The following is a 22,746-nucleotide window of genomic DNA, read 5'->3' as shown; positions in this document are numbered from 1 at the left end:
AGGAGCTAAAAAAAGCAGAAAATGACTATTAGTAGGAATTTAATCCACTACAACCTGATGAAATTTAGCGTCCATCAGGATTCCATTCTTCCAAGGTTATATATTGATTCAGCACTAAATCTAAAGGCTCGATTACACCGCTAGAACTAGATACACGAAACCAATAAACGGGACTAGTAGTTTTGTCTGGGTGCTTTTCAAACACGCTCACTCTATAAAAAGGTGCATCAGGTGTGGGAGAATTATCGACATCTGCTGCAACTTGTATACTTCCCCTAGAAAGTCTTTCAATTTCTCGTGCTTTGCGCTGTACTTGTGGCAGATTCCACACCAGATTGAAGGCTTTGTTTTCGTCTATGGCTTTGGTAGCTTTATCTGTTTTAGCCGAAGCTGGTAAATAAGCTAATTGCTTATGACTATGGATTTCCTGGCTATGGCTAATGTTTTCAATGCTTGAATATCCTCCTAGCACTCCTAGAAGAAATGACGCAATTAGAGGGTAATAATTAAATTCTTTCCTAGTGTTACCCCTAAACATAATGATGCACCTCCGTGACTATATAGTTTTGATCTCTGCATAAATATACAACTAGGGGTTAGACCCCCTATGTCTAGTCTTGACAAGAGTGTCGGTGTTATTGTACTTAGCTGGGTTAGATTTGGCGAACATTCTTTTAACCTGCTTGAGCCACAAAATAGGATAGACAATAGCGATCCCCACCTCATACCATCCTATAGCTGAACTGAGATTTTTGGGTAGGTGTCTGAGTCCTCATAGCCATGATCCCCATTCACAGGCATTTCCCAAATAGCGATGAATAAGCAGTATGTAAATTTCTAATTATTGTGGTTTTGATAATAAATTGTTCTACTGAATTAGGTTGAAATTTTAACTTTAACAACCTAAGAAAAACTCCCAAAGTCTGGTAGATGCTTAGCAACGATAAACCCTTATAAAATCAAAGTGAAAGCAATTTAAAAAGCCTAATTTCCTGACTTGAGTTTAATTTTCATTAACTAAGCGAAGTTCAAGTTTGTATAATATTCTTTTATTGAATACAGTCTACTCAAAAATACGCGGTTATGTATTATGACGGTGAATATGGTCTTAAAACTCCTCACCATCGAAATGGATAATATCCTCAGGTGCATCAGCAATTCAAACCTCCATTTTTCAGGCAATATCTGCTGTAAATTTACGAAAGGTATCTAGATTTCTGGTTTATTTGATTTAGAAATGTATGTTAGCATTTTCTAGATAATTAACTATGATGGCAGCCATAATTGTATGGAAACTTGGTATTTTTCTATGTCATTTACTGAAAATCGAAAATCAGATTTTAAATAATCTCTTACACTTCGAACCAACTGAACAGCAAATAATGGTGGAACTGCATTACGTACTTGATTAAAACAAGTCGTTTCTGTCCCCACAAGTTCAAACCAGTCAGGAAAGCTTTGTAACCTAGCAGCTTCTTTTTGTAATAAGCATCTTCATCTACCATCAGGAAGTTTAATTCTGTGCATATCACCTGTTACACCAGCTAAGTTTCTACAGGTTAAAGTTCTTAGTCGTTTATCTAAATGTAGATCACGAGGACCTTTGCAAAAAGAAGCTTTTTCATACTTGAGTACATATTGATCCATGTTAGATGTGAAAAATTTAGATTCTGGAGGAGAGTGAAAAGCCATTTATTCTAAAGCTTCTCCTGCACTAATTTCAGTTTTCTGAATATTAGGAAATTCGAATTTTCCTTTATGTCCTACTACTATAAGACGTTCCTGACTTTGAGGAACACCAAAATTAACAGCATTTCATAACTTCCAGTCTATGATGTAATCTAAATTTTGTAGGGATTAGATAGTTTCATCCAAGTACCATTTATTTGTATAAAGTATACCCCGAACATTTTCAAACAGCCAAATATCTAGACAAAGTTTCTGAACTGCATCAATGAAAATTGGAAAGCCATCCCTTGTATCTCCTAAGCCTTTTTGGTTTCCAACTACAGTAAGAAGTTGACAAGGAGGATCACCTATAATCAACATTTCGCACTTTATTTTGTAGTACAAATACCAATGTAAAAGAATTACAGACAGCTACGTAGTAAACACATAGTTGAAATAGTAAAAAAATAGAGATCACAATACAAGTTGCCAACAAATTGCAACTCGTAAGTATTGATAATAAATTCAGAATAGATGAATGTAAATGAGCCTGAATTAAATGAAAATACCCAAGAATATCAATTACTAAAAATAATAGTTTGAGAGGAATAAATTGGATCATTTGGTAATAATATATGAGAGAGCAATTCTAGAAGAAATCAATAAGATATTCTGAATAGATAGTAGAGAGAAAGTGAATATAGGAGAAATAGTCAAAGCAATCATTATGGACTAGGTTTTCTATGGAGACCATTATATTTATTTCCTCAACTTTTTGAGGAAAAAGCCATAGAACATTGATTAGGAGCGGGAATTAAAGGTGAAGATTTAAATGATGATAGAATAGGCAGAGTAATGGATAAGCTATACAAATATGGATTAACTAAATAATTACTAGTAATTGTCTTAGAAGTAGTAAAAAAATATGGAGTAGCAACAAAATATTCCCATTTAGCTTCAACCTCATTGCATTTGCATGGAGAGTATAATAATTGCCTGAATAATTTAGGACAAGAATTAGGAATGAACCGAGAAAATCCCATTAACATCACACAAGGATATTCTCGTGACCATTGTCCAGACTTAAAACAATGTATATTAGATTTAATAGTAAGTAGTGACGGACATATACCCGTATTTTTTAGAGGAGCATCAGGAAATGAATCAGATAAAGCAGTATTTGCTCAAATCTTAGTGGAGTATGATAAACAAATAGATTTTGAAAGTATAATGGTAACTGATAGTGCATTATATAGCGAAAGTGATTTAAAATTAATGTCGAACATGAAATGGATAAGTCGAGTACCTTTATCCATTAAAAAAGCCAAAAACTTGGTCAAGGCATTTACCAGTATAGAACTCAAACCAAGTGAAATCAAAGGATATAGCTATCAAGAAGAAAAATTATCTTATGGGGGAATAGAGAAAAGATGGCTATTAGTAGAAAGTGCAGACAGAAAAAAGCAGACTTAAAGAAATTAAGCCAAAGCATTCAAGAGGAGTTTCTAAACATCAGTAAAGTAAACAAGTCGGTAGATTAGTCAAAGAAGAATTTGAACAGACATCCTTAGCGGAATTAAAGATTAAAGAACTGGCAGCAAAATTAAAATATCATAAAATATCGGACTTAGAAATTACCGAGAGGTTAAATAAAGGACAAACATTTTACTGTATCAATTAAGAGGTAAACTAACAGGAGTTACGCAACTGGCACAAATAGGGGGCGGGATGTAGCCCTGGCATGCAACAATTGAACTCAAACCAAGCACATAGGAAGACTTGGGTGTTTTAGTTGCTGAGTTAAATAATTAGAAAGCAATCTATGCTTGATCTGATAAACAGTTTGACCAGTTTGATAGGCTAAATTCTTTAATCTAATCCAAACCAACATTGCACAAGCAATATGATTTCTTTGAAGCCTAGCTTTACGACATTGACAAGATTTAATGCCACTTATTTGTTTAATCTCTCGGTTAAACTCCTCGATTTTCCAACGAATTTTACACACCTCTTGTACAACATTCGTAGAACTTTGAGATAAATCGTTAGTAGCGACATAATCCGTTCTGTTGGTAGAAACAGCAACCCGGAATAGTTTCACTTTTTTCTGAGCGGGAAACCCTTTAATTTTCATAATTTTACCACATTCTAACTCTTCAGTACTCCATTCTTCTAATAATTCAATAGGTTTATCTTTTTCTTTGGCAAATGTATCATCAACTAACCGATTTTTTTTTTAGGGCAATCATAAATTCTGTCTAAATTATCAATATACAGCATGAAACTGTTTACTGCATACTATGTGTCCATCAAAACCGTATCAAAGGGGAAAAGCTGATTATCTTTCACATGGTCTATCTTGGTTTTACCATCCACATCAGCATTAAAAATACGGTAATCTATTCCCCAAAATCTTTGAACTTTAGGATTCACATATACACAACTGACTACACCAATTCCTTGGAGTATGCCATGTTCATTACCACTATATTGTCTCCTCACAATCTCTATTTCTTCAGAATATCTTTTGTCTAAAACAATATCATCAAATATGATGTACCCATTACCATCAGGTTCTACTACCTCTTTCACCTTATACCATAGTAAACGAGATGTTAACTTTTCGGTTGTTAAATAATAGTTAATTGCATCATGGCTAATACTTTCTAAATACTCTGCTAAATTAGTAATTGTATAATTAATTTGACTAGTTCATAAGTATTGGCAGTAATCAAGTTTAGTAAATATCATTACCGTCAGGAACATTTATCTAATATAACCTCCTACCTATTTTCTCATGAATATTTCAATAATGTTTCCTGTTGCAGCTACTTATTATGGGTTGATAAAGCTTTTGGTATCCGATTTATTTAATACCGATATACTATATTCACCCATCGCCTGTGCCAGTTCCCTAAGTCCTGACTAATAGAAAATCAGGAGTTAATCACCTAACATGATAACTGTTGTGGTAGATTTATTCTAGCAACGAATATTTTAGAGACAAGGGAATTAGAAACCATAGAAATATTGAGAATATATAGAGAAGACAAATCAACAGAAAGAGGATTTAGATTTATCAAAGACCCGTTATTTTTCGCCCATAGTCTTTTTGTGAAGAATCCAGAAAGACTAGAGACAATGATGATGTTAATGGCATTGTGTCTTTTGGTTCATAATCTGGGACAAAGACAATTAAGAATCTCGTTAAAGACGCAAAAAGCTACAGTTAAAAACTAACTGAATAAACCTACAGAATCCCCTACTTTAGGTTGGATATTTCAGAGCCAGTGCGTTGGGCTAGTTCCCCGACTTCTTAGGGAAGCTCCTCGGAAAGAGGCAGCAACTGGTGTATGTTTTCAAGGGATGCTTTTTCTGATTACACAAGGAGTTCATAGGATTCTGAACTTGACAGAGGAAGGTTGTCGAATTTTCCAATTCCTACCTACAGCTTGTCAAAAGTATTATTTATTTTCTTAGTTTTCAAATCTCTAATTCACTATTGCATAGTCTTGTATTTTCATAAGTGATTGAAAAATCAAAATTCAACATTGTTGTCTAACTAGCTTTTTTTACACAATAAGAAAGCTGGAACTTTGACGTGCATAATTTATTTATATTTTCATGGCTACTGGATTTTTAAAAACTATAGTTCTGAATTCCCTATAAATGTAGTTTATTTATGCTACTTATTTAAGTGCGGAATATGGGATTACAGTTGCTGATGGTAATTCTCTTTCAGGTGTGAGAAATACTTGAGTACAGTTTCCCTTTAGGCTTTTTTTATATGTTGCACAGGAATCAGTATCCATTTCAAAGCCATGAGTTTCAAAACCTTGTGCTTCAAATCCCAAGGATAAGCCACCACAACCAGCAAATAAATATACCACTAATGGACTACGAGATAACGCAGGTTTAAGTAAATTTCTGAGATAATCGGAGTAGCTCATCCTGGGTTCAATTTCTAGAGTTTCTTATTTAGATTTCATCCACTTTTTACCTACCGATCACTTCTCGCACTAAAGCTGCTAATTGATCAGCACTATCGGGAACTCCGATCGCTTTGGCATTTTCTCCCATCTTGGCCAATTGTGCTGGTGACTGCAATAAATCTAAAACCCGCTGTTGCAATATCTCCAGTGTCAACTCCGACTGTTTAAAAGTTAAAGCTGCACCAACCTCAGTAAAAACCGCAGCATTGTAAGATTGATGATCTTCCGCTGCAAAAGGATAAGGTATTAAAATTGCTGGTGTACCACACACCGCTAATTCTGTTAAACTCCCAGCACCAGAACGACTGATAGCTAAATTTGCACGGCGCAACAAAGCCGCCATGTTATCGTAAAAAGGTAAAACTATATACTGGGGATGTTGTAAACTTTCCGCTTCTGGATCGTTATCACCTGTTAGATGGACTACATAAGCACCAGCATCAAACCAAGCTTGAGCCGACTGACGCACCAATTTATTGACAGCTACAGCACCCTGACTACCACCAAACACGACAATTAGGGGAACACCGTTAGGAATTAGCAAGTCTAGGGCATTATCAACTGCTGGATGGAGGAATTGAGAACGGACAGGAGTACCCACACAGACAGTTTTAGCACCAGGTAAATATTTAGAAGCGATTGCAAATCCCACAGCTACTGCACTACACCAAGGCCCAAAGAAGCGGGTAACTTTACCAGGTAAAGCGTTAGATTCATGAAAAACAATCGGTAAACCTAAAGAACGTGCTGCTATGACTGTAGGCCCAGCAATATAACCACCAGTGGTAAATATTCCTTGGAAATTCCCCTGTTTGAGAATACGTCTCACTGCTAAAATCGAAGCTATGAGTTTAAACAAGATTGGTACCGACGAAAGACTCAGACCTTGCTGAAAACCTTCAATAGCAATGGTATTCAGAGGATATTGCTCAGGAACGAGTTGAGTTTCTAGTCTATTGGGAACACCAAGCCATTCAATTTTATATTCTTGTAATTTTTCTGCTAATGCGATCGCTGGGAACAAATGTCCACCAGTCCCACTAGCGGCTATGAGTAATTTTATGGGTACTTTTGTCATTCAAGCTATACCATTTAGCGCCTAGCTTATCTTAAAGTTGAGATTCTTTTTTGGGTAACTGGGTTTTCAATTGATTGATTGATTGCCCTATCCACTAAAATCAAGTTATCACAGAATAGTGGACTTCATCCTCACTTACTTAATAAACAAATTCCTGACCTTTGGGGAGCAAATCAGTAAAATCTTACTAATGACTAACATTATTCCTTTATTAATGAAACACAACAAAACATTTCCTCTAGGTATTTCCCTGGTTTCGTTCCTACTGACACTCGGCTTCAGTAGTAATGAGCAATTTGCTCAAGCTGCTACACCAGAAAATGCACCCGCAACACTGAAAAACCTGCTGACTCAAATTGATATAGCTTCTAATCGGGGTGATGTTAACAGTGTTATGCAATTTTACAGTCCTAATTTCACTCATGGCGATGGCTTAAACCGCCAAACTATGGAACAAGCATTGACATCTTTCTGGAAGCGTTATCCCCAATTACGCTACAGCACACGCCTACAATCTTGGAAATCCGAAGGCAATACTATCATTGCCGAAACTGTCACCACAATTACAGGTTTACCTTCTGGTAACAGCAATAATTTGGCTCTCAAGGCTACAATTACTTCCCGTCAACGTCTTGCTGGTACAAAAATTGTGTGTCAAGAAATTTTATCAGAACGCACTCAACTTACTTCTGGTAACAAAGCACCCCAACTAGTAATTAAATTACCTCAACAGGTTAAAGTTGGTCAGCGATATAGCTTTGATGCTATTGTCCAACAACCATTGGGTAATGATTTCCTGTTGGGGAGTGCATTGGAAGAAACCATTCAATCCACCAAATATCTTAATCCTACACCTGTAAATTTAGAATTACTCACTGCTGGTGGATTGTTTAAAACCGGACGCGCACCATCTACACCTGGTCATCAATGGATTTCTGCTGTTATTCTTCGTAATGATGGCATGATAATGATTACTCAGCGTTTAGTGGTGAAAAAATAATAAATTAGTCAGTAGTCATTAGTCTTTGTAAATCAACAAATGACAATTGACATCTGACATGTAATATGATGTTAGTTTAAATACCAATCATCTGTATTGGGGGTAGTAATTGGTATTGATGATTGAGAAGCGTAATAATCAAATAAACTAAGTATTATTAGTAATAATGCAAATGTGATATAATTTATGATATCTGTAAACAACCAAATCGTATTAATCACCGGTGCAAGTAGCGGAATTGGTGCGTCTTGCGCTAAAGTCTTTGCTCAAGCTGGTGCAAAACTGATTTTAGCAGCCCGACGGTGCGATCGCTTGCAAGAATTTACCAAGACCTTAAATTTACCAGATGACAAAATCCATTTATTGCAACTTGATGTGTGCGATCACACGGCCGTCGAATCTGCTATTTCTAATTTACCCCCCGATTGGTCAAAAATCGACATCTTAATCAACAACGCTGGTTTAAGTCGCGGTTTAAATAAACTATATGAAGGCGACTTCCAAGACTGGGAGGAAATGATTGATACTAATATCAAAGGTTTACTCTACCTTACACGTTACGTAGTTCCCAGTATGGTAAAACGAAATCGAGGTCATATCATTAATATCGGTTCTATTGCGGGACATCAAACTTACCCCGGTGGTAACGTTTACTGTGGTACAAAGGCCGCAGTCAAAGCTATTTCTGAAGGCTTAAAACAAGACTTGTTAGGTACTCGTGTGCGTGTGAGTTCCGTTGACCCTGGAATGGTAGAAACAGAATTTAGTGAAGTACGATTTCATGGGGATACAGAACGAGCTAAAAAGGTTTATGAAGGTCTTACTCCCCTTACCCCTAATGATGTTGCTGATGTCGTATTTTTCTGTACCACTAGACCTACTCACGTTAATATTAACGAAGTCATACTCATGCCAGTTGATCAAGCTAGTGCAACTTTAGTAAATAGAAAGTTGTAAATAACCTCTCTATTCAGGAGAATATTACCATGAATAGCACCAGAAAGTTAGCTGTTGTTACTGGTGCAAATCGGGGTTTAGGATTTGAAGTATCTCGGCAATTAGCTAACAATGGATATCATGTAATTCTCACCAGTCGAGATAAAGCCAAAGCCCAAAAGGCAGCGGAAACATTACAAAATGAAGGATTGAGTATCACATTTCATCTTTTAGATGTTACCAGTGATGAAAGTTGCCAAAAACTAGCATGTTTCATTCAAAAAGAATTTGGTAAACTCGATGTTTTAATCAATAATGCAGGTATCTTTCTAGATTTGAGATATCAAGGGAATAGAATTTTTGATACTCAAATAGAAATATTGCAAGAAACAATGGAAACCAATGTTTATGGTGTGTTTCGAGTTACTAAGGCTTTATTTCCCTTGATGAAAGCTCAAAAGTATGGACGAATTGTTAATGTTTCTTCTGGGATGGGACAATTAACACATATGGAAGGTGGATATACTGGATATCGTCTTTCCAAAACTGCGTTAAATGCTCTCACTCGAATTTTAGTAAATGAATTGCAAATCAATAATATTTTGGTTAATTCCGTTTGTCCTGGATGGGTAAAAACTGATATCGGAGGTTCAGCAGCACCCCGTACCCCAGAAGAAGGAGTTGATACTCTTGTCTGGTTAGCAACTCTTGCAGATGGAAGTCCTACGGGTAACTTTTTCCGACATCGTCAACCCATAGCTTGGTAATTGGTAAGTATCTCAAGTTTGAGAAATATAATACCCAGATATCTGAAGAATCTCAAAAATTAGCTTCTTACACTTCTCATATTTCTGAAAATAACTCTAGAAGAGATTAGAAGTCTGAGATTTTATAGTGTAGATAATCTTCGCGTCTATTCGTAGACTAGGGAGCATCCCAAATGTGTAGGTTTATTTTTATCTGATTTTATAACTTATCCAAGGTATGAAATAAATGAAGCCCGTATCGCTAACGCGTAGCGTCCCGTACGGATAGACAGATTACCAAGGTAAGAGAGCTTCAAAGGGTTATTGAACTAGCGTAACACATAAATTCGTAAATCATGTTTCCGAACACAAAAACAGGAATAAGCGCAGGTTCTACATTAGTGGATATAGCTCCTTCAGATAGACCAAAAGTGAAAGCAGAATGTTTACGGTTATTAGTGACCTTAAAATTAAATCCTGCTAAAATGCAGTTAATCTCAGGTTTTATTGATACTTATCTGAAGCTTAATTAGTCAGAAGAATAGATATTTCAAAGCACATTAAGTTAATTTAAATAATAAGAATAGGAGAAAGTTATGCAAATCGTTACCAGTTGGATGGAACAGGGTACTGAGCAGGGTATTGATCAAGGAATTCAACTAGAGAAACATTTAATTGTTCGTTTAATCAAGCGTAAATTAGGTAAACTTGACCCTAAATTTTAAGCTCAAGTGAGATAATTAGGAATTGAAAGTATTGAAGTTTTAGGAGAAACTTTATTAGATTTTTCAACGGAATAAGATTTGCAAAATTGGCTCAATGAGTTTACCATTTAAGTCGTTAACAATTAAAATCAAGCAGTTGAATTCTTTAATATGGAGTGGTTCTTCCTGTGGTGAGTTCACCTTTACCAACTATTAATGCTCTCAAACAACCTACCAGTGATGCTTGGGTAGAGCAAGCGCGCACAAATTTAGATATTATTTTACTCCATCACTCCCACTCTGAACGCAAGGCGGCTGGTGTATCGTTAAATTTCATGTTTCGTTATCCCTCTAATGCTAAAATGCTGAGTGAGGGAGTTAACAGTGCTCGCACGGGAAGAACTAGAACACTTTGAACTAGTTAATCAATGGTTGGAACGTCACAACATTCCCTTTCCACCCCTATCAGCGCCTCCCTACGGTGCAGGTTTAAAAGTACAAGTTAGAAGAAAAGAACCAGATCAATTTTTAGATAATTTACTCGTAACGGGTTTAATTGAAGCACGCAGTCATGAACGTTTAGGATTATTAGCTGCGAACTGTCCAGAAGCAGAATTAGCTAAATTATATCGTGGTTTAATGGCATCACAAGCGTGACATTTTGGAACATATTGGATTTTAGCTGATACCTATTTTGACCGAGAAAAGGTGATGGAACGATTGGATGAATTAGCGATTGTGGACAGTGAAATATTAGCAACCTTACACAATCGCTAATTCATAGTTAGAATTCGTGGGAGTAACTGAATTTACCGCAAACATCGAATTGCTTCTAATAAACCTCTGGCTTTATTGAGAGTTTCTTCGTATTCCTTTTCTGGTTCAGAATCAGCGACTAAACCTGCACCAGCTTGGACAGTAACAGTTTGATTATGTAAAACCATAGTTCTGATAGCGAGCGCACTATTTAATTGTCCCTCAAAGTCATAATATCCATAGACACCAGAATATACACCTCTGCGGGTTAGTTCTAATTCATTGATAATTTCCATAGCGCGAATTTTTGGCGCACCGCTAACTGTACCCGCAGGAAAACAAGCTTTTAATAAATCCCATGCCGTTTTATTTTTCGCTAATTTCCCTACCACATTACTGACAATGTGCATAACATGAGAATAGCGTTCAATTATCATTAATTCGTCAACTTTAACAGTGCCATTTTTACATACTCGTCCTAAATCATTGCGTCCTAAATCAACTAACATGATATGTTCTGCAACTTCTTTAGGGTCTTGAAGTAAATCTGCTGCAAAAGCCTCATCTTCCTGGGTGGTTTTACCTCTGGGTCTAGTTCCCGCAATCGGTCGGACAGTGGCGATTATTCCCCCTTCTTCATCTCGTTCTGCTTTCACCATAACTTCAGGACTAGAACCGATAATTTGCCAGTCTTGGAAGTTAAAATACGCCATGTAAGGTGAAGGGTTAATTTGGCGTAGGGAACGATATAAAGCGAAGGGATTTTCTGTATATTCTGTGGATAGACGTTGAGAAATCACGACTTGGAAAATATCACCTGCTTTGATATATTCTTTAGCTTTTTCCACACTAGCACAAAAATCGGGACGGGTAAAATTGCTGATATATTCTTCCATTCCCGCTTTGGGTTTATTTTGGGGAGATGTCCAAGGAAGTTGGGTATTTTGTGGTGATAAAGGTAAAGATAACTTACTCACCATTTGTTGGATGTGATCGCTCGCTTTTTGATATGCTGCTGCTAAATTATCAGTATTCCTTAAATCAGCGTAGGCGATCGCCCAGATTTTTCGCTTCACCTGGTCAAAAATTAACAGTTGGTCTACTTGCATCCATAACCCATCAGGGATATTACGCTCATCTTGAGGATGAATTGGTACACACGGTTCAATCCAGTTAATCAATTCATAACCCCAAAACCCGAACAGTCCGCCGATTCCTGAAGGTAACTGTGGTAATTTTACTGGGTGATAAGGTGCTAAACAATCCGCTAAAACAGTAAAAGGATCACCTGTAAAAACTTCCTGGGAACCATCGCGGTGTGTTTGAGTAGTTTTATCTCCCCGCGCTTCCAAAATCCACAGCGGATCACAACCAAGTAAACTATAACGTCCTACCTTTTCTCCACCTTCCACCGACTCCAGCAAAAAGCTATAAGGTTGACCTGCACAAACCTTGTACCAAGCAGAAACAGGGGTATCTAAATCAGCGACCCATTCTTGATATACAGGGACAAAATTACCTTGTTTTGCTAGTTCTGTAAATTGCTGGAAATCGGGGAATATCATAAATAAGAAGTTCAGAATACAGGAGTTCAGGAGTTCAGAATACAGCCGTTTAGAATTTAGGATTATATATATATTTTGATTTTGATGCGAAATAACTATAATTTACGAGTAATCGGTAATGGGTAAAAGTTTATTTTCTTACCCATTACCAATCAGCTAAACACTATGCATCGTGAGTAGCTTTACCACTGAATTTAAGTTGTGCAGGACTGGGGTTTTGTCCAATTCTGCGGGGTACGTGGCGAACTTTATCACGACCAGCATTTACCTTCTCAGGGAAGACTCCATCAGTAGGGTGGATGAAAGAGGTTTCACCACTGGGGAGAATCCGGTAAATTTTGTAGTCTGTGATTTTGAATTTGCGGAGTTGAGCGCCTAAAGCGATACTATACTCCTTGCGAGCTAAGTAAAGCAAGTTTTCGCCCTTGAGCATTCTAGCAGCACCACCGGTGGGCATTTCAAACACTTGCTCTTTGGGGCTAGTCCAAGTGATAGCATACTTTTCTTCTACTTCTGCTTTTTTAAGTAGACCGCCAGTGCTACCACCAAATAGGGGGGTTTGTCCAGTAAGAGTTGCCATAAGGTTAAATAAGGTTAAGGTTCTCTCTCAACGTTTTTAGGGCATACTAACACCGTAACCTAACTTATATTGCGATCACGTTATAGACTGTAACAGTTTTTAGTGATTTGATCATGTTATGTTTGTTTTAACAGTTATCATGTCTGTTAAGAAAAGGAATGGGGAATAAAGATAGCAACTATCACCTATCACCTATCACCTGCTTCAGCACTAACAAAGCCTGAAGTGCAGCTTTAACAATTCCATCATATTGGGGTAGAGATAGGTCAACCTTTTTAGCATCTTCTCGATTTATACCTAACAGACCCAGTTTATTTTCTGGCTGTATTACTAATACTTTACCTTCAGTATTTTTGATTCTTAACTCTGAACCAGCACTATTTTGATAAATTCCACAGGTGTATTGACGCTCATTATATTCAAAGTTGGTACGTTTAGATAGGGTTGGTGTAATAAATAATTGTTCCACCTGTTGAGGCAGTCTGACTCCGATTAATTCCATTTCAATGGAGATGTTACCACCAAAGTTATTTTCTCTCAGTTTATAAGCGATATCAACTCGCGGTGGTAGGGGGAAATAGTCGCGCCAACGCCAGGCGATCGCTTTGATTTTATACTGTTGATTGTCGATAGTTTGGGCTAAAGTCAATTTAATGTGACCTTTACCAACGATTTGCTGTTCAATGACTTGTGCATTAGCAGTCCAAAACACCGGATCAGGATTGTCGATACCGCAAGGATGGAGAACATTTAATTGTTGATATAACTCCTGATTAATTTGGTTGAGATTTGCTTGAGCATCAATTTTCAGCAGTGGTTTGAGGTGTTGGAGTTGTAAACACTGATTTGCAAACTCAGATAAACGCGAGCGCAACGCCAGTAAATTATCTGCTGGTAAAGAAAACCCACCCGCTGCTTTATGTCCTCCGTGTTTCCAGAGTAATTCATGAGAATATTCTAAAGCCTCGAAAACATTAAATTCAGGTATTCCCCTGGCAGAACCACGAATCATAGTTTCATCTTCATAAGTGCCAATGAATACAGGAACACCGTAACGTTCTACCAAGCGAGAAGCGACAATACCAATTACACCATGATGCCAATGATCTTTGACAACAACTAATACGCGGTCTTTTTGCAAAAAGTTTAAATACAAATCTTCAACCAGCGCGATCGCTTCCTGTTCGATTTGTTCGCACATTTGCTGACGTTGGATATTTATTTGTTCACACTGCATTGCTCTTTCTAGAGCTAATCCCATATCATCAGTAGTCAGCAATTCTATCACAGTCTGCGGGTTACCAATTCTCCCAATTGCATTAATGCGTGGACCCAAGCGAAACCCAATATCCTCTGCCTTTAAAGATTTTAGATGTTGGGAATCAGAATTATTTTGAGTTTTGAATTTTGAATTTTGAATTTTTTGACTTGCTTGCACTCCAGCCACTTGAATTAAAGCTTGTACCCCAGGTAAAGTAGATTTAGCTAAATGCTTTAATCCACGTTTCACCCAACGACGATTTACACCAATTAAAGGAGCTAAATCTGCAATCGTTCCCAATGTAAACAAAGCTAACATTGGCTGAACTAAACCTTTAAGTTCCCCCAATTGTTGGGCTGAACAGGCTGCTAAAATATAAGCTACACCCACACCAGCCACACCCCGATAAGGTGAAGACTCAGCTATTAACTTCGGGTTAAGGATTGCATTAGCTGGCGGTAATTTTTGGGGAATGTCGTGATGGTCAGTGATAATTACCTTTAGACCGAGTTCTCTAGCTCTAGCGATTGGTTCAAAAGCAGAGATACCATTATCAACAGTGAGAATTAATCCTACCCCTTCACCGTGGAATTCTTCAACAATGCGTTTATTAATTCCATAACCTTCATGCATCCGGCTAGGGATAGCATAGTCTACATCCGCACCCAAAGCGCGGAGAGTCCTCAATAATAATGCGGTACTAGTCATACCATCTGCATCATAATCTCCACAGATCGCAATCTTCTCTTGATGAGTGATCGCATTCGCCAATAATTCTACACTGACTGCTAAATCTGGGAATTCTTCCAAAGGAGAAGGTAAACTTAAACTCTCTGGGTCTATAAATCTTTGTACTGCTTCTGGTGTTTCCATACCCCGATTAATCAACAACTGACTGATAATAGGGGATAAATTAGTTAAAATTGCCAAATTTTCAGCTAATTCGGGATTATGTAGCGCGATTTGCCAGCGTTGATTAGGTAAGCTTTTGTTAGCTTGGTCATTGGTCATTGGTGATTTTCTCTCCTGTTCCCTCTTTCCTGTTTCCTGTCACCTGCTATACTTGAGACTTGAAAATATTTATAGATTCAAAGATTAAAATAAAAACTTGACAGCACCGATTTCGGAACAGCAAAGTTTTCATCACACATTAAATCATGAAGATTGATCAATCTCATACTTGGCCATCAACAGTTGAAGAAGCCAGAACTATTCAAGAAACCCTGCGTAATCTAGTTATTACCACAGATAAACTAAACACACCCATTCAGCACGTTGCTGGTGTGGATGTGGGTTTTTATCATAAAATGAGCCGTGCAGCAGTAGCAGTGCTGAGTTTTCCTGATTTGCAAATAGTGGAAACTAGCCTAGCATATCGTCCTACATCATTTCCTTATATACCTGGATTTCTTTCATTTCGAGAAATACCCGCTATTCTTGATGCCTTAGAAAAGATTAAAACTATACCTGATATAATATTGTGTGATGGTCAGGGAACTGCTCACCGACGCCGATTAGGCATAGCTTGTCATTTAGGAGTATTAATAGATATACCCATCATAGGGGTAGCGAAATCCTTACTAATTGGCAAGCATGAAGAATTACCAGAAGCTAAAGGTAGTTGGCAACCATTAATACATCAGAATGAAACCGTTGGCGCAGTTTTACGAACTCGTAGCGGAGTTAAACCTTTATATATCTCCAGCGGCCATCGTATCAGCTTACCAACAGCAATTGACTATGTATTATGCTGCACCCCTAAATATCGGTTGCCAGAAACTACCCGCATTGCTGATAAATTAGCATCTGACAGATAAAGCATAGATTTGGCAGATCATTTTTATTTAAAGTTAATTGTCAAAACTTGTTAAATATAAACCAATCATATTAGAAATCCCACCCAAAGGAGTTGAATTAATTATTAATTATAGATAGGGCTTGCTGAAAAATTTGTTCGTGACGATTAGGAGTCAGGAGTCAGGAGTCAGAAGTTAAGAGTCAGAAGTCAAACTCTCTTGCTATCTAGGTTTCAATTTAGATTCTCTACCTCTTTGATTTGCAATTGGTGTAACTGATAACTGATTCACAGCCACTGTGCTCCCCGAAATCGCAAGCGAGGAAATTTAATTATCATTAAACCTTGAGAAGTAATAAACACTGACAAGCAAACTACAGAATAATGCAATATAAATAAGGCTAGTGATAATCGTTCTTTGGGCATAGGTAAAGGTAACAAACCAAGTATTTTACGCCACAAAACACAACTACCATTTCCCAAATCCCTGCAAAAAGTTGATAAGCTGCTGGCCAGTCTCTATCCTAACATTATTTTTGTAGATAGTTATAAATGACATCCCAACCTAAACCAAAGATAGCAATGTATGAAATTATCCAAAAATAAAGTGGGTTGGAAGTTTTGCCAATTAACCCAATGGCAAAGGGTATGGACACGAAAAACCCAACAGTTAAAAGTAGTAATAATCGAGTTTACCAACGACCAAATAAAGTGGGAGTCATAAAAATTCAAAATTCAAAATTCAAGATGAATTACACCCCTACACCCTTTCTTCAGAGTTGGTAATCTAGCTGGCAATGGTATTTAGATAATTCTGGCCAGTTGAGGACGGCTTCTAGCAAGTCTTGATAACCCAGAGTATTGGGATGAAGTCCATCTGCTGTGATGCGTTGATTTCTCCAGCTTGGACTATGTTGCATCCATTGGTCAAATATATCTAAATAAGGTATTTGCCGTTGTGTACAAGCTAGGCGTGCAGCTTCTTTGTAACGGTATTGATCCTCATGGTTGTAGTATAAACAATCAAGGAAGGGCATTTTTGTTTCATCTACGGGAACCATGCCTACAAACAGCACGGGACAGAGTTGTTGTGCTTGATCTAATAATGCGGCTATATCTGTTTCAAATTGGGGGAAATCTGTATAATTTTTACCCTTTTGACTACTTAAGCGTAGTGAGTCGTTAACGCCAACAGAGAGGATAATCAGGTCAGGGACTTGGTTGCGTATTTCTCCGCGATGACGAAATTCTATTTCTAGCCTTTGGGAAATTTGTTGTGTGCGATCACCCCTTACACCTAAATTATAAAGTACATGACCAACACTATCTGGCAACATCCACCATCGTCGCAGTTGTTCCACCCAACCGCCTTTTTCTGGATCACCGTATCCATAGACTAAGCTATCTCCCAAGGCTACAGCCTTTAAAGGCTGGCATAGTTTTGGCGCTACAGACAGCATTGAGGAGGAAGGCTTCAAGGTTTGCATTTTAAACAGCAGTATAGTTGATCTTTTTACAAGATTAAACACATTGTTACACTATAGTATGGTATCCTTTTTATCTTTTCTTGTTTAATTATTGAAAATAGTGGTGTATGGGGTAGAGAAACCCCATACATAATCACATAAGTATATCACTTGTTTTAATACCAAAAATAAAGATATTATTAAATATGTCTGAAAATATCAAATTACCTTCGCTATTCGGAAATTTTACCGTTAATTTGGGGATGAAAATGATTTGTGCTTTAACAAAATTCAGTATGCGCATGGGCTCAACAATTCGGGGCGGACTAGAAGATCACAAAGGCTTTTGCGCCATTTGAGGGTTGTCTCTGAACGGTTTACCCCCTAATGATTGAGCGGTTACAAAATTCATATCTCTCAATACTGAACATAACAGAAAAATTGGCTTAAAAAACAAAAAGATGAGCTTAAAAAATTTACCGCAAATTTATTTCAGCAATCATTCTTTGAATGTAAAATCCGCCAGATTTATCCGTGGAGTCAATGCAAAATCCTCTGAGAGGGTAGGGTGACATAGCCTGAACCAGAAAAATTGTTAACCTAGGCACAAGATTAGTGCCTAGGTTAACAATTTTAAATTTACTCATTATCTGGGAGCTTCCTCAGAGCAAGGTGCAGTTTGCTGCATTGAATAAATAACTACCAAATCACTTTTAATGTATTTAAACAAGATGAATAGTAGATTCCGTGACAAGATTAGATGGCTGGATCAATTTTTACAACATACATGCTCCCAAGAGGAGAAATTAAATTTATTGTCTTTAGGTTGGCAACGTGAGCAAACAATAAATTGGCATCATAAATTACTTAAAAATCTGTTTCCGCTTTTGTTTTTAATTTCCTTAGTCACAGTTTTGTTGACAAATAGTTTAACTCCTGTAACTGCTCAAATGGCTCGCCAAGAAATTCGTGGTGTGTGGATAACTAATAATGATCTTAATATCCTCAAAGATCGTGCCAAAGTTCAAGATGCTGTCACCCAACTAAGAAAGCTCAACTTCAATACTATCTATCCCGTAGTTTGGAATTCTGGCTATGTGATGTATCCTAGCAACGTAGCCAAACGTTTAGATATTCAACCTTTTGTTTTTCGCGGTTCAGACGGACATGATATTCTCGCAGACTTAATTAATCAAGCCCATCATCAAAATCTACTTGTTGTGCCTTGGTTTGAATTTGGTTTTATGGCACCTCCAACTTCAGAACTAGCATTAAATAAACCAGAATGGTTCACACAAAAACGAAATGGTACCACAACTTCTATTAGTGCTGCTGGTGAAGTTTCATGGTTAAATCCCTTCCATCCCCAAGTACAACAGTTTATCACTGATTTGTTGGTAGAACTGGCTAGCAATTATGATATTGATGGAATTCAGTTTGATGATCATACAAGTTTACCCCATGAATTTGGCTACGATAAATACACAGTTACCTTATATCGTCAAGAAACTAAAAAGAATCCACCAACAGATCCAAAAGACCCAGAGTGGGTAAGTTGGAGGGCAGATAGAATCACAGATTTCATGGTCAGGTTGAATCAAAGAATCAAACAAATTAAACCGAAAGGTATTTTTTCAGTTTCACCAAATTACTACGATTTTGCTTACAAATTTCAATTACAAGATTGGCTACAGTGGGTGCGAGCCAACATAGTTGATGAGTTAGTTGTGCAAGTTTATCGAGATAATTTGGAAAGTTTTACTACCAAAATTTCTCGTCCAGAAATACAAGAAGTACAAGAAATAATTCCAACTGGAGTGGGAATCATGGCAGGATTAAGAACTAAGCCTGTGCCAATGCAACAAATTAAATCGCAAGTAAGAGCGGCACAAAAGCGGGGATTAGGTGTGGTTTTCTTTTATTATGAAAGTCTTTGGAATAAGGCTCCAGAACCATTAGCTGAGCGTTTCTCTGGATTTCAAAGTCTGTTTCCATATCCTGCATTACGATTAGCACCTGATTAAACTAGGAATTGGTCACAAACGAAGGCTACATAGGCAAAATTTACCTACATGGATTTATTTGAAAACCTTGATTTTATTTAGTTCATGTAAGTAGATTTTATTTGTGTTAGCTAAAGTTAACGTAAGTAAAGTTATAGAAATGCTTTCTTTAAATTAATTTAAAACAAGTTTAGAAATCTTGGTATGAACATCAAAAAAGTAAGTTATCGAATTCTCCCTTAGATGTTACCAAAGATATATGTGTATAAAATCAATTTTGGAATTTTCGTTCTGGCAAGGACAATATATTTGATCAATTGAAAGAAATTTTTATTAAGATAGGATAGTATATGCAGCAGAATCCCATGATATGTTTTATCAAACAAATTTAGAGATGAATAATCCTAAGTAATTCTTTCGCTACATAGTAAACCACAGGTACAGTAACTGCATTACCAAATTGTTTTTTAGGTATTTCATCTTTTTGATGAGATTCAAAACTGTCAGGAAATCCTTGTAATTTACAAGCGTGTTTTGCAGTAATGGGTATATATTTTTTAGGTTGATAAATTTTCTTGAAGAACAGCTTTTTATATTCTTCTGGATGACTACAATGAAGAGATACAGTTATATTACGACTGCGATATGGTCTTTAGCACTAGTAGCAGTTAAAGTTGGGAAGATATCAGCAGTAGGTAATATAGTCCTATTAATATTATTAATACCCGTCATATTTTTTGAAGTAACAAATTCATAAATTAAACGTAATATTCCTTTTTCAATAACTTGATTTAATTTATTGACCTCTATATCAGTCATTTTATATTTAAAATTAGTAAAAGATAAAGGATTACCATCCTTATCTACATATTTTTTACTTATTCTATATTTGAGAAGAGTTAGGCAATTGTTTTTTCTCTATCACTAGTTTTAATAATTTCCCAAGAATAAATGGTTGTATGTCCATTGCTTAAATCTGAAAAAATGCAAAAATCATTAGCTTTTTGAGATCGAGTTCTTGAAGGTAGTATTACACCTTTAAATAAAGTATATGGATCTAACTTAAATTTTTTTTCAATAAGTTTGACATTTTTCAGTTCACATAAAATATCTAAAACTTTAGGATGAATATTTAAAGGATTAAAGGATTAGGGAAATTGTATTCTTAGCATCTCTCTATATCGGTTCTAATTCCAACAATGAAAACTCTGTCTCTATTTTGAGGTAAACCGAAATCGTAAGCATTCAAGACTTTCCACTTAACACAATTTCCTATATGCTCCAATTTTTGTAAAATTCAATCTAAATTATCTCGATTCTTAGGACTTGTTTAACCGCTAATATTTTCAGAAATAAATGAAATGCCTTAGGTCCACTTTTATTAACTAACCGGATAACATCAAACCATAATTAGTTTTCCTCTAGGATCTTCAAAACCCATTAAGCAACCCGCAACTGACCAAGGTTGACATGGTACACCACCTACTATTAGATCAACATGAGGTGGAAGTCCACGAATTTTGGTGATATCTCCTAACTCAATCTCATCTTTGTTGAAGTGACTGATAAAATTTTGCTGATAAACTTTAATAGCTTGTTTATCTATTTCAGAATAGCCCAAGCATTGACCACCTAGTGTTTCTAAAGCAATTCTAAATCTACCAATACCTGCAAATAAATCGACAAACTGGAATTCATTGGGAGAGGTTACTAATTGTACAGGTAGTTCTATTTGTTTTGGTGTTTGTGAATCAACAGCTTTCATATTTGTTAGCCCATACTACCAATTAATTCTGAGGATAGGATTTTTTAGTATAACACCACTGATGATAAAAACTCAGCCTATGTTAGTAAGCTGAGTCAAAGTGTCCTTGATTTCAAACTAAAGTAATTAGGGTTGATTTTAATTTACCAAATCAGGAAATACTCCTTGCACCGCAGGATGTACTAAACGATGATTTTGGACGTTCAAACCTTTAGCTAATGCTGGGTTAACATCTAAAGCTTTAATTCCCAAATTTGCCAACTGGACAACATAAGGTAATGTGCTGTTATTTAATGCCTGAGTTGATGTCCAAGGTACAGCTCCAGGCATATTGGGAACGCCATAGTGTACTACGCCTTCCTCAATATATACTGGGTTAGTATGAGATGTGGGGTGTAATGTTTCAACACAACCACCTTGATCAACTGCTACATCTACAAGTACCGAACCAGGATGCATTTGTTTAACTAATTGACGAGATACTAAGATTGGTGCTTTTCGTCCAGGTATTAACACTGCACCAATGAGTAAGTCCGCTTCTTTAACGACGGTTTCAATGTGGGCAGAATTGCTGTAGAGTAATTCTACTCTCGAACCAAACAAGGTTTCTAAATAGGATAGACGTTCAACATTTACATCTAAAATCTGCACTGTTGCACGCATACCCAGCGCAATTTTAGCAGCTTCTGTACCAACTACACCACCGCCTAGAATCACAACTTTACCAGGTTTAACTCCAGGTACTCCACCTAAAAGTACACCCCTACCCCCCTGTTGACGTTCCAGAAATCTCGCTCCAAACTGCACTGCTAACCGACCTGCAATAATGCTCATGGGAGTGAGCAAAGGTAGTCTGTTTGCTCCTGGCTGTTCTACGGTTTCGTAGGCGATCGCATTAGTGCCACAATCTATTAATTGTTCTGTCAATTTGCGATCGGCAGCTAAATGCAAATAAGTAAATAACAACTGTCCTTTTTGCAGAAATTTATACTCAGTTATCAATGGTTCTTTTACCTTTACAACCATCTCCTGATTCCAGATAGATTCAGGTGTATTAACTATTTTCGCGCCAGCTTTACGGTATTCCTCATCCGTAAATCCCGCATTATTACCTGCATTAGTTTCTACAGAAACACCATGACCGATTTCTGTTAATACCCGCACACTAGAAGGACTCAAACCAACGCGAAATTCTTGATCTTTAGTTTCTTTAGGAACGCCTATTTGCATTTATTTATAGCCTCTAATAGTTTTTGATTGACTCTAAATTGCCAGTATTTATGTCATCACGTCCGTATTCATGAATTCAAAATGAAGAAAATTAGAATTTAAGGTGTAGGGTGTAAAGGAACAGAGGACAAGAATGTATTATCTCTTGCCTTTTGCCTTTTGTCTCCAATTACCAATTACCATTCACTTGACTAATCTCCC

At 36.8% G+C, this 22,746-nt stretch carries 18 protein-coding genes and 7 pseudogenes; 9 read left to right on the top strand and 16 right to left on the bottom strand.

Features of this window, described 5'->3' with window-relative positions; genetic code table 11:
- Nucleotides 1-64: 64 nt before the first annotated feature.
- The 4 genes and pseudogenes from AAZO_RS17195 to AAZO_RS39045 all read right to left on the bottom strand — a co-directional run bounded on the left by AAZO_RS17195 (nucleotide 65) and on the right by AAZO_RS39045 (nucleotide 2,049).
- Complete coding sequence (locus tag AAZO_RS17195; protein ID WP_013192205.1) at nucleotides 65-538, bottom strand: hypothetical protein; 474 nt, start codon at nucleotides 536-538, stop codon at nucleotides 65-67.
- Nucleotides 539-1,266: 728 nt separating this feature from the next.
- Nucleotides 1,267-1,482, bottom strand: a pseudogene (locus tag AAZO_RS39055) (DNA cytosine methyltransferase); the annotation flags it as partial.
- A gap of 12 nt (nucleotides 1,483-1,494) precedes the next feature.
- Complete coding sequence (locus AAZO_RS39050) at nucleotides 1,495-1,692, bottom strand: hypothetical protein (protein WP_228371263.1); 198 nt, start codon at nucleotides 1,690-1,692, stop codon at nucleotides 1,495-1,497.
- 165 nt (nucleotides 1,693-1,857) lie between these two features.
- Nucleotides 1,858-2,049, bottom strand: a complete 192-nt coding sequence (locus AAZO_RS39045; RefSeq protein ID WP_228371262.1) for a DNA cytosine methyltransferase — start codon at nucleotides 2,047-2,049, stop codon at nucleotides 1,858-1,860.
- Between the two features lie 232 nt (nucleotides 2,050-2,281).
- Here AAZO_RS39045 and AAZO_RS43955 point away from each other — a divergent pair.
- Nucleotides 2,282-3,328: pseudogene (locus tag AAZO_RS43955) on the top strand (IS1634 family transposase); the annotation flags it as partial.
- Between the two features lie 96 nt (nucleotides 3,329-3,424).
- Here the strand turns inward: AAZO_RS43955 and AAZO_RS31065 are convergent.
- Nucleotides 3,425-4,371, bottom strand: a pseudogene (locus AAZO_RS31065) (IS701 family transposase).
- A gap of 222 nt (nucleotides 4,372-4,593) precedes the next feature.
- Between AAZO_RS31065 and AAZO_RS43950 the strand changes: the two are divergent.
- Nucleotides 4,594-5,148 (top strand): annotated as a pseudogene (locus tag AAZO_RS43950) (hypothetical protein); the annotation flags it as partial.
- Nucleotides 5,149-5,357: 209 nt separating this feature from the next.
- Here the strand turns inward: AAZO_RS43950 and AAZO_RS17170 are convergent.
- The gene (locus AAZO_RS17170; RefSeq protein ID WP_013192203.1) at nucleotides 5,358-5,618 is read right to left on the bottom strand and encodes a DNA cytosine methyltransferase; all 261 of its coding nucleotides are present in this window, start codon (nucleotides 5,616-5,618) and stop codon (nucleotides 5,358-5,360) included.
- A 46-nt stretch (nucleotides 5,619-5,664) separates the two neighbouring features.
- Nucleotides 5,665-6,738 carry an undecaprenyldiphospho-muramoylpentapeptide beta-N-acetylglucosaminyltransferase gene (gene murG / locus AAZO_RS17165; protein ID WP_013192202.1) on the bottom strand — a complete coding sequence of 358 codons (1,074 nt, stop codon included), beginning with the start codon at nucleotides 6,736-6,738 and terminating at the stop codon, nucleotides 5,665-5,667.
- A gap of 190 nt (nucleotides 6,739-6,928) precedes the next feature.
- Here murG and AAZO_RS17160 point away from each other — a divergent pair, with 190 nt between their 5' ends.
- The 5 genes and pseudogenes from AAZO_RS17160 (at nucleotide 6,929) to AAZO_RS17140 (ending at nucleotide 10,901) form a co-directional block, all read left to right on the top strand.
- On the top strand, nucleotides 6,929-7,738 hold the full coding sequence (locus tag AAZO_RS17160; RefSeq protein ID WP_013192201.1) for a Cif family virulence factor: 810 nt from the start codon (nucleotides 6,929-6,931) through the stop codon (nucleotides 7,736-7,738).
- Between the two features lie 186 nt (nucleotides 7,739-7,924).
- Nucleotides 7,925-8,695, top strand: coding sequence for an SDR family oxidoreductase (locus tag AAZO_RS17155; protein ID WP_013192200.1), 771 nt, complete (start codon nucleotides 7,925-7,927; stop codon nucleotides 8,693-8,695).
- A 29-nt stretch (nucleotides 8,696-8,724) separates the two neighbouring features.
- The gene (locus AAZO_RS17150; RefSeq protein ID WP_013192199.1) at nucleotides 8,725-9,441 is read left to right on the top strand and encodes an SDR family oxidoreductase; all 717 of its coding nucleotides are present in this window, start codon (nucleotides 8,725-8,727) and stop codon (nucleotides 9,439-9,441) included.
- Nucleotides 9,442-10,016: 575 nt separating this feature from the next.
- Nucleotides 10,017-10,145: a hypothetical protein gene (locus tag AAZO_RS41575; protein ID WP_013192197.1), complete on the top strand. Its 129-nt coding sequence runs from the start codon at nucleotides 10,017-10,019 to the stop codon at nucleotides 10,143-10,145.
- 167 nt (nucleotides 10,146-10,312) lie between these two features.
- Nucleotides 10,313-10,901, top strand: a pseudogene (locus tag AAZO_RS17140) (MiaE family protein).
- A gap of 32 nt (nucleotides 10,902-10,933) precedes the next feature.
- On the opposite strand, the gene trpE reads toward AAZO_RS17140, so the two are convergent.
- The 3 genes from trpE to recJ all read right to left on the bottom strand — a co-directional run bounded on the left by trpE (nucleotide 10,934) and on the right by recJ (nucleotide 15,297).
- On the bottom strand, nucleotides 10,934-12,445 hold the full coding sequence (trpE, locus tag AAZO_RS17135) for an anthranilate synthase component I (RefSeq protein ID WP_013192196.1): 1,512 nt from the start codon (nucleotides 12,443-12,445) through the stop codon (nucleotides 10,934-10,936).
- A gap of 163 nt (nucleotides 12,446-12,608) precedes the next feature.
- Nucleotides 12,609-13,025: a photosystem I reaction center subunit II PsaD gene (locus tag AAZO_RS17130; protein ID WP_013192195.1), complete on the bottom strand. Its 417-nt coding sequence runs from the start codon at nucleotides 13,023-13,025 to the stop codon at nucleotides 12,609-12,611.
- A gap of 181 nt (nucleotides 13,026-13,206) precedes the next feature.
- On the bottom strand, nucleotides 13,207-15,297 hold the full coding sequence (gene recJ / locus AAZO_RS17125) for a single-stranded-DNA-specific exonuclease RecJ (protein ID WP_013192194.1): 2,091 nt from the start codon (nucleotides 15,295-15,297) through the stop codon (nucleotides 13,207-13,209).
- Nucleotides 15,298-15,443: 146 nt separating this feature from the next.
- Here recJ and nfi point away from each other — a divergent pair, with 146 nt between their 5' ends.
- Entirely contained in the window at nucleotides 15,444-16,103 is a 660-nt protein-coding gene (nfi, locus tag AAZO_RS17120; protein ID WP_013192193.1) for a deoxyribonuclease V, read from the top strand.
- Nucleotides 16,104-16,369: 266 nt separating this feature from the next.
- Here the strand turns inward: nfi and AAZO_RS39030 are convergent.
- Both AAZO_RS39030 and AAZO_RS17110 read right to left on the bottom strand, forming a co-directional pair.
- Nucleotides 16,370-16,803: pseudogene (locus tag AAZO_RS39030) on the bottom strand (hypothetical protein).
- Between the two features lie 51 nt (nucleotides 16,804-16,854).
- Complete coding sequence (locus AAZO_RS17110) at nucleotides 16,855-17,568, bottom strand: GDSL-type esterase/lipase family protein (protein WP_013192192.1); 714 nt, start codon at nucleotides 17,566-17,568, stop codon at nucleotides 16,855-16,857.
- Nucleotides 17,569-18,278: 710 nt separating this feature from the next.
- Here AAZO_RS17110 and AAZO_RS17105 point away from each other — a divergent pair.
- Nucleotides 18,279-19,571 carry a glycoside hydrolase family 10-like protein gene (locus AAZO_RS17105; protein ID WP_013192189.1) on the top strand — a complete coding sequence of 431 codons (1,293 nt, stop codon included), beginning with the start codon at nucleotides 18,279-18,281 and terminating at the stop codon, nucleotides 19,569-19,571.
- A 367-nt stretch (nucleotides 19,572-19,938) separates the two neighbouring features.
- On the opposite strand, the gene AAZO_RS39025 is transcribed toward AAZO_RS17105, so the two are convergent.
- The 4 genes and pseudogenes from AAZO_RS39025 to ald all read right to left on the bottom strand — a co-directional run bounded on the left by AAZO_RS39025 (nucleotide 19,939) and on the right by ald (nucleotide 22,545).
- Nucleotides 19,939-20,136, bottom strand: coding sequence for a DNA cytosine methyltransferase (locus AAZO_RS39025; RefSeq protein ID WP_338027210.1), 198 nt, complete (start codon nucleotides 20,134-20,136; stop codon nucleotides 19,939-19,941).
- 41 nt (nucleotides 20,137-20,177) lie between these two features.
- A complete protein-coding gene (locus tag AAZO_RS39020; RefSeq protein ID WP_085940215.1) occupies nucleotides 20,178-20,369 on the bottom strand; it encodes a hypothetical protein in 192 nt (63 codons plus the stop codon).
- A gap of 346 nt (nucleotides 20,370-20,715) precedes the next feature.
- Nucleotides 20,716-21,315, bottom strand: a pseudogene (gene dcm / locus AAZO_RS41570) (DNA (cytosine-5-)-methyltransferase).
- Nucleotides 21,316-21,453: 138 nt separating this feature from the next.
- Nucleotides 21,454-22,545 (bottom strand): alanine dehydrogenase, encoded by a 1,092-nt coding sequence (gene ald, locus AAZO_RS17095; RefSeq protein ID WP_013192188.1) that lies wholly within the window; start codon nucleotides 22,543-22,545, stop codon nucleotides 21,454-21,456.
- Nucleotides 22,546-22,746: the final 201 nt, after the last annotated feature.

The sequence above is a fragment of the 'Nostoc azollae' 0708 genome (genome assembly GCF_000196515.1).
GTDB classification, from domain to species: domain Bacteria; phylum Cyanobacteriota; class Cyanobacteriia; order Cyanobacteriales; family Nostocaceae; genus Trichormus_B; species Trichormus_B azollae.
This window is presented reverse-complemented; position numbering and strand designations above follow the sequence as displayed.

Coding starts and splice junctions, on each gene's coding strand:
- AAZO_RS17130 (WP_013192195.1), bottom strand. CDS start 13,025: ATGGCAACTCTTACTGGACAAACCCCCCTATTTGGTGGTAGCACTGGC.
- AAZO_RS39045 (WP_228371262.1), bottom strand. CDS start 2,049: ATGTTGATTATAGGTGATCCTCCTTGTCAACTTCTTACTGTAGTTGGA.
- AAZO_RS39020 (WP_085940215.1), bottom strand. CDS start 20,369: ATGACTGATATAGAGGTCAATAAATTAAATCAAGTTATTGAAAAAGGA.
- AAZO_RS17155 (WP_013192200.1), top strand. CDS start 7,925: ATGATATCTGTAAACAACCAAATCGTATTAATCACCGGTGCAAGTAGC.
- AAZO_RS39050 (WP_228371263.1), bottom strand. CDS start 1,692: ATGGCTTTTCACTCTCCTCCAGAATCTAAATTTTTCACATCTAACATG.
- AAZO_RS17195 (WP_013192205.1), bottom strand. CDS start 538: ATGTTTAGGGGTAACACTAGGAAAGAATTTAATTATTACCCTCTAATT.
- nfi (WP_013192193.1), top strand. CDS start 15,444: ATGAAGATTGATCAATCTCATACTTGGCCATCAACAGTTGAAGAAGCC.
- AAZO_RS17105 (WP_013192189.1), top strand. CDS start 18,279: ATGAATAGTAGATTCCGTGACAAGATTAGATGGCTGGATCAATTTTTA.
- AAZO_RS17160 (WP_013192201.1), top strand. CDS start 6,929: ATGACTAACATTATTCCTTTATTAATGAAACACAACAAAACATTTCCT.
- AAZO_RS17110 (WP_013192192.1), bottom strand. CDS start 17,568: ATGCAAACCTTGAAGCCTTCCTCCTCAATGCTGTCTGTAGCGCCAAAA.
- trpE (WP_013192196.1), bottom strand. CDS start 12,445: ATGATATTCCCCGATTTCCAGCAATTTACAGAACTAGCAAAACAAGGT.
- AAZO_RS41575 (WP_013192197.1), top strand. CDS start 10,017: ATGCAAATCGTTACCAGTTGGATGGAACAGGGTACTGAGCAGGGTATT.
- AAZO_RS17170 (WP_013192203.1), bottom strand. CDS start 5,618: ATGAGCTACTCCGATTATCTCAGAAATTTACTTAAACCTGCGTTATCT.
- murG (WP_013192202.1), bottom strand. CDS start 6,738: ATGACAAAAGTACCCATAAAATTACTCATAGCCGCTAGTGGGACTGGT.
- AAZO_RS17150 (WP_013192199.1), top strand. CDS start 8,725: ATGAATAGCACCAGAAAGTTAGCTGTTGTTACTGGTGCAAATCGGGGT.
- recJ (WP_013192194.1), bottom strand. CDS start 15,297: ATGACCAATGACCAAGCTAACAAAAGCTTACCTAATCAACGCTGGCAA.
- ald (WP_013192188.1), bottom strand. CDS start 22,545: ATGCAAATAGGCGTTCCTAAAGAAACTAAAGATCAAGAATTTCGCGTT.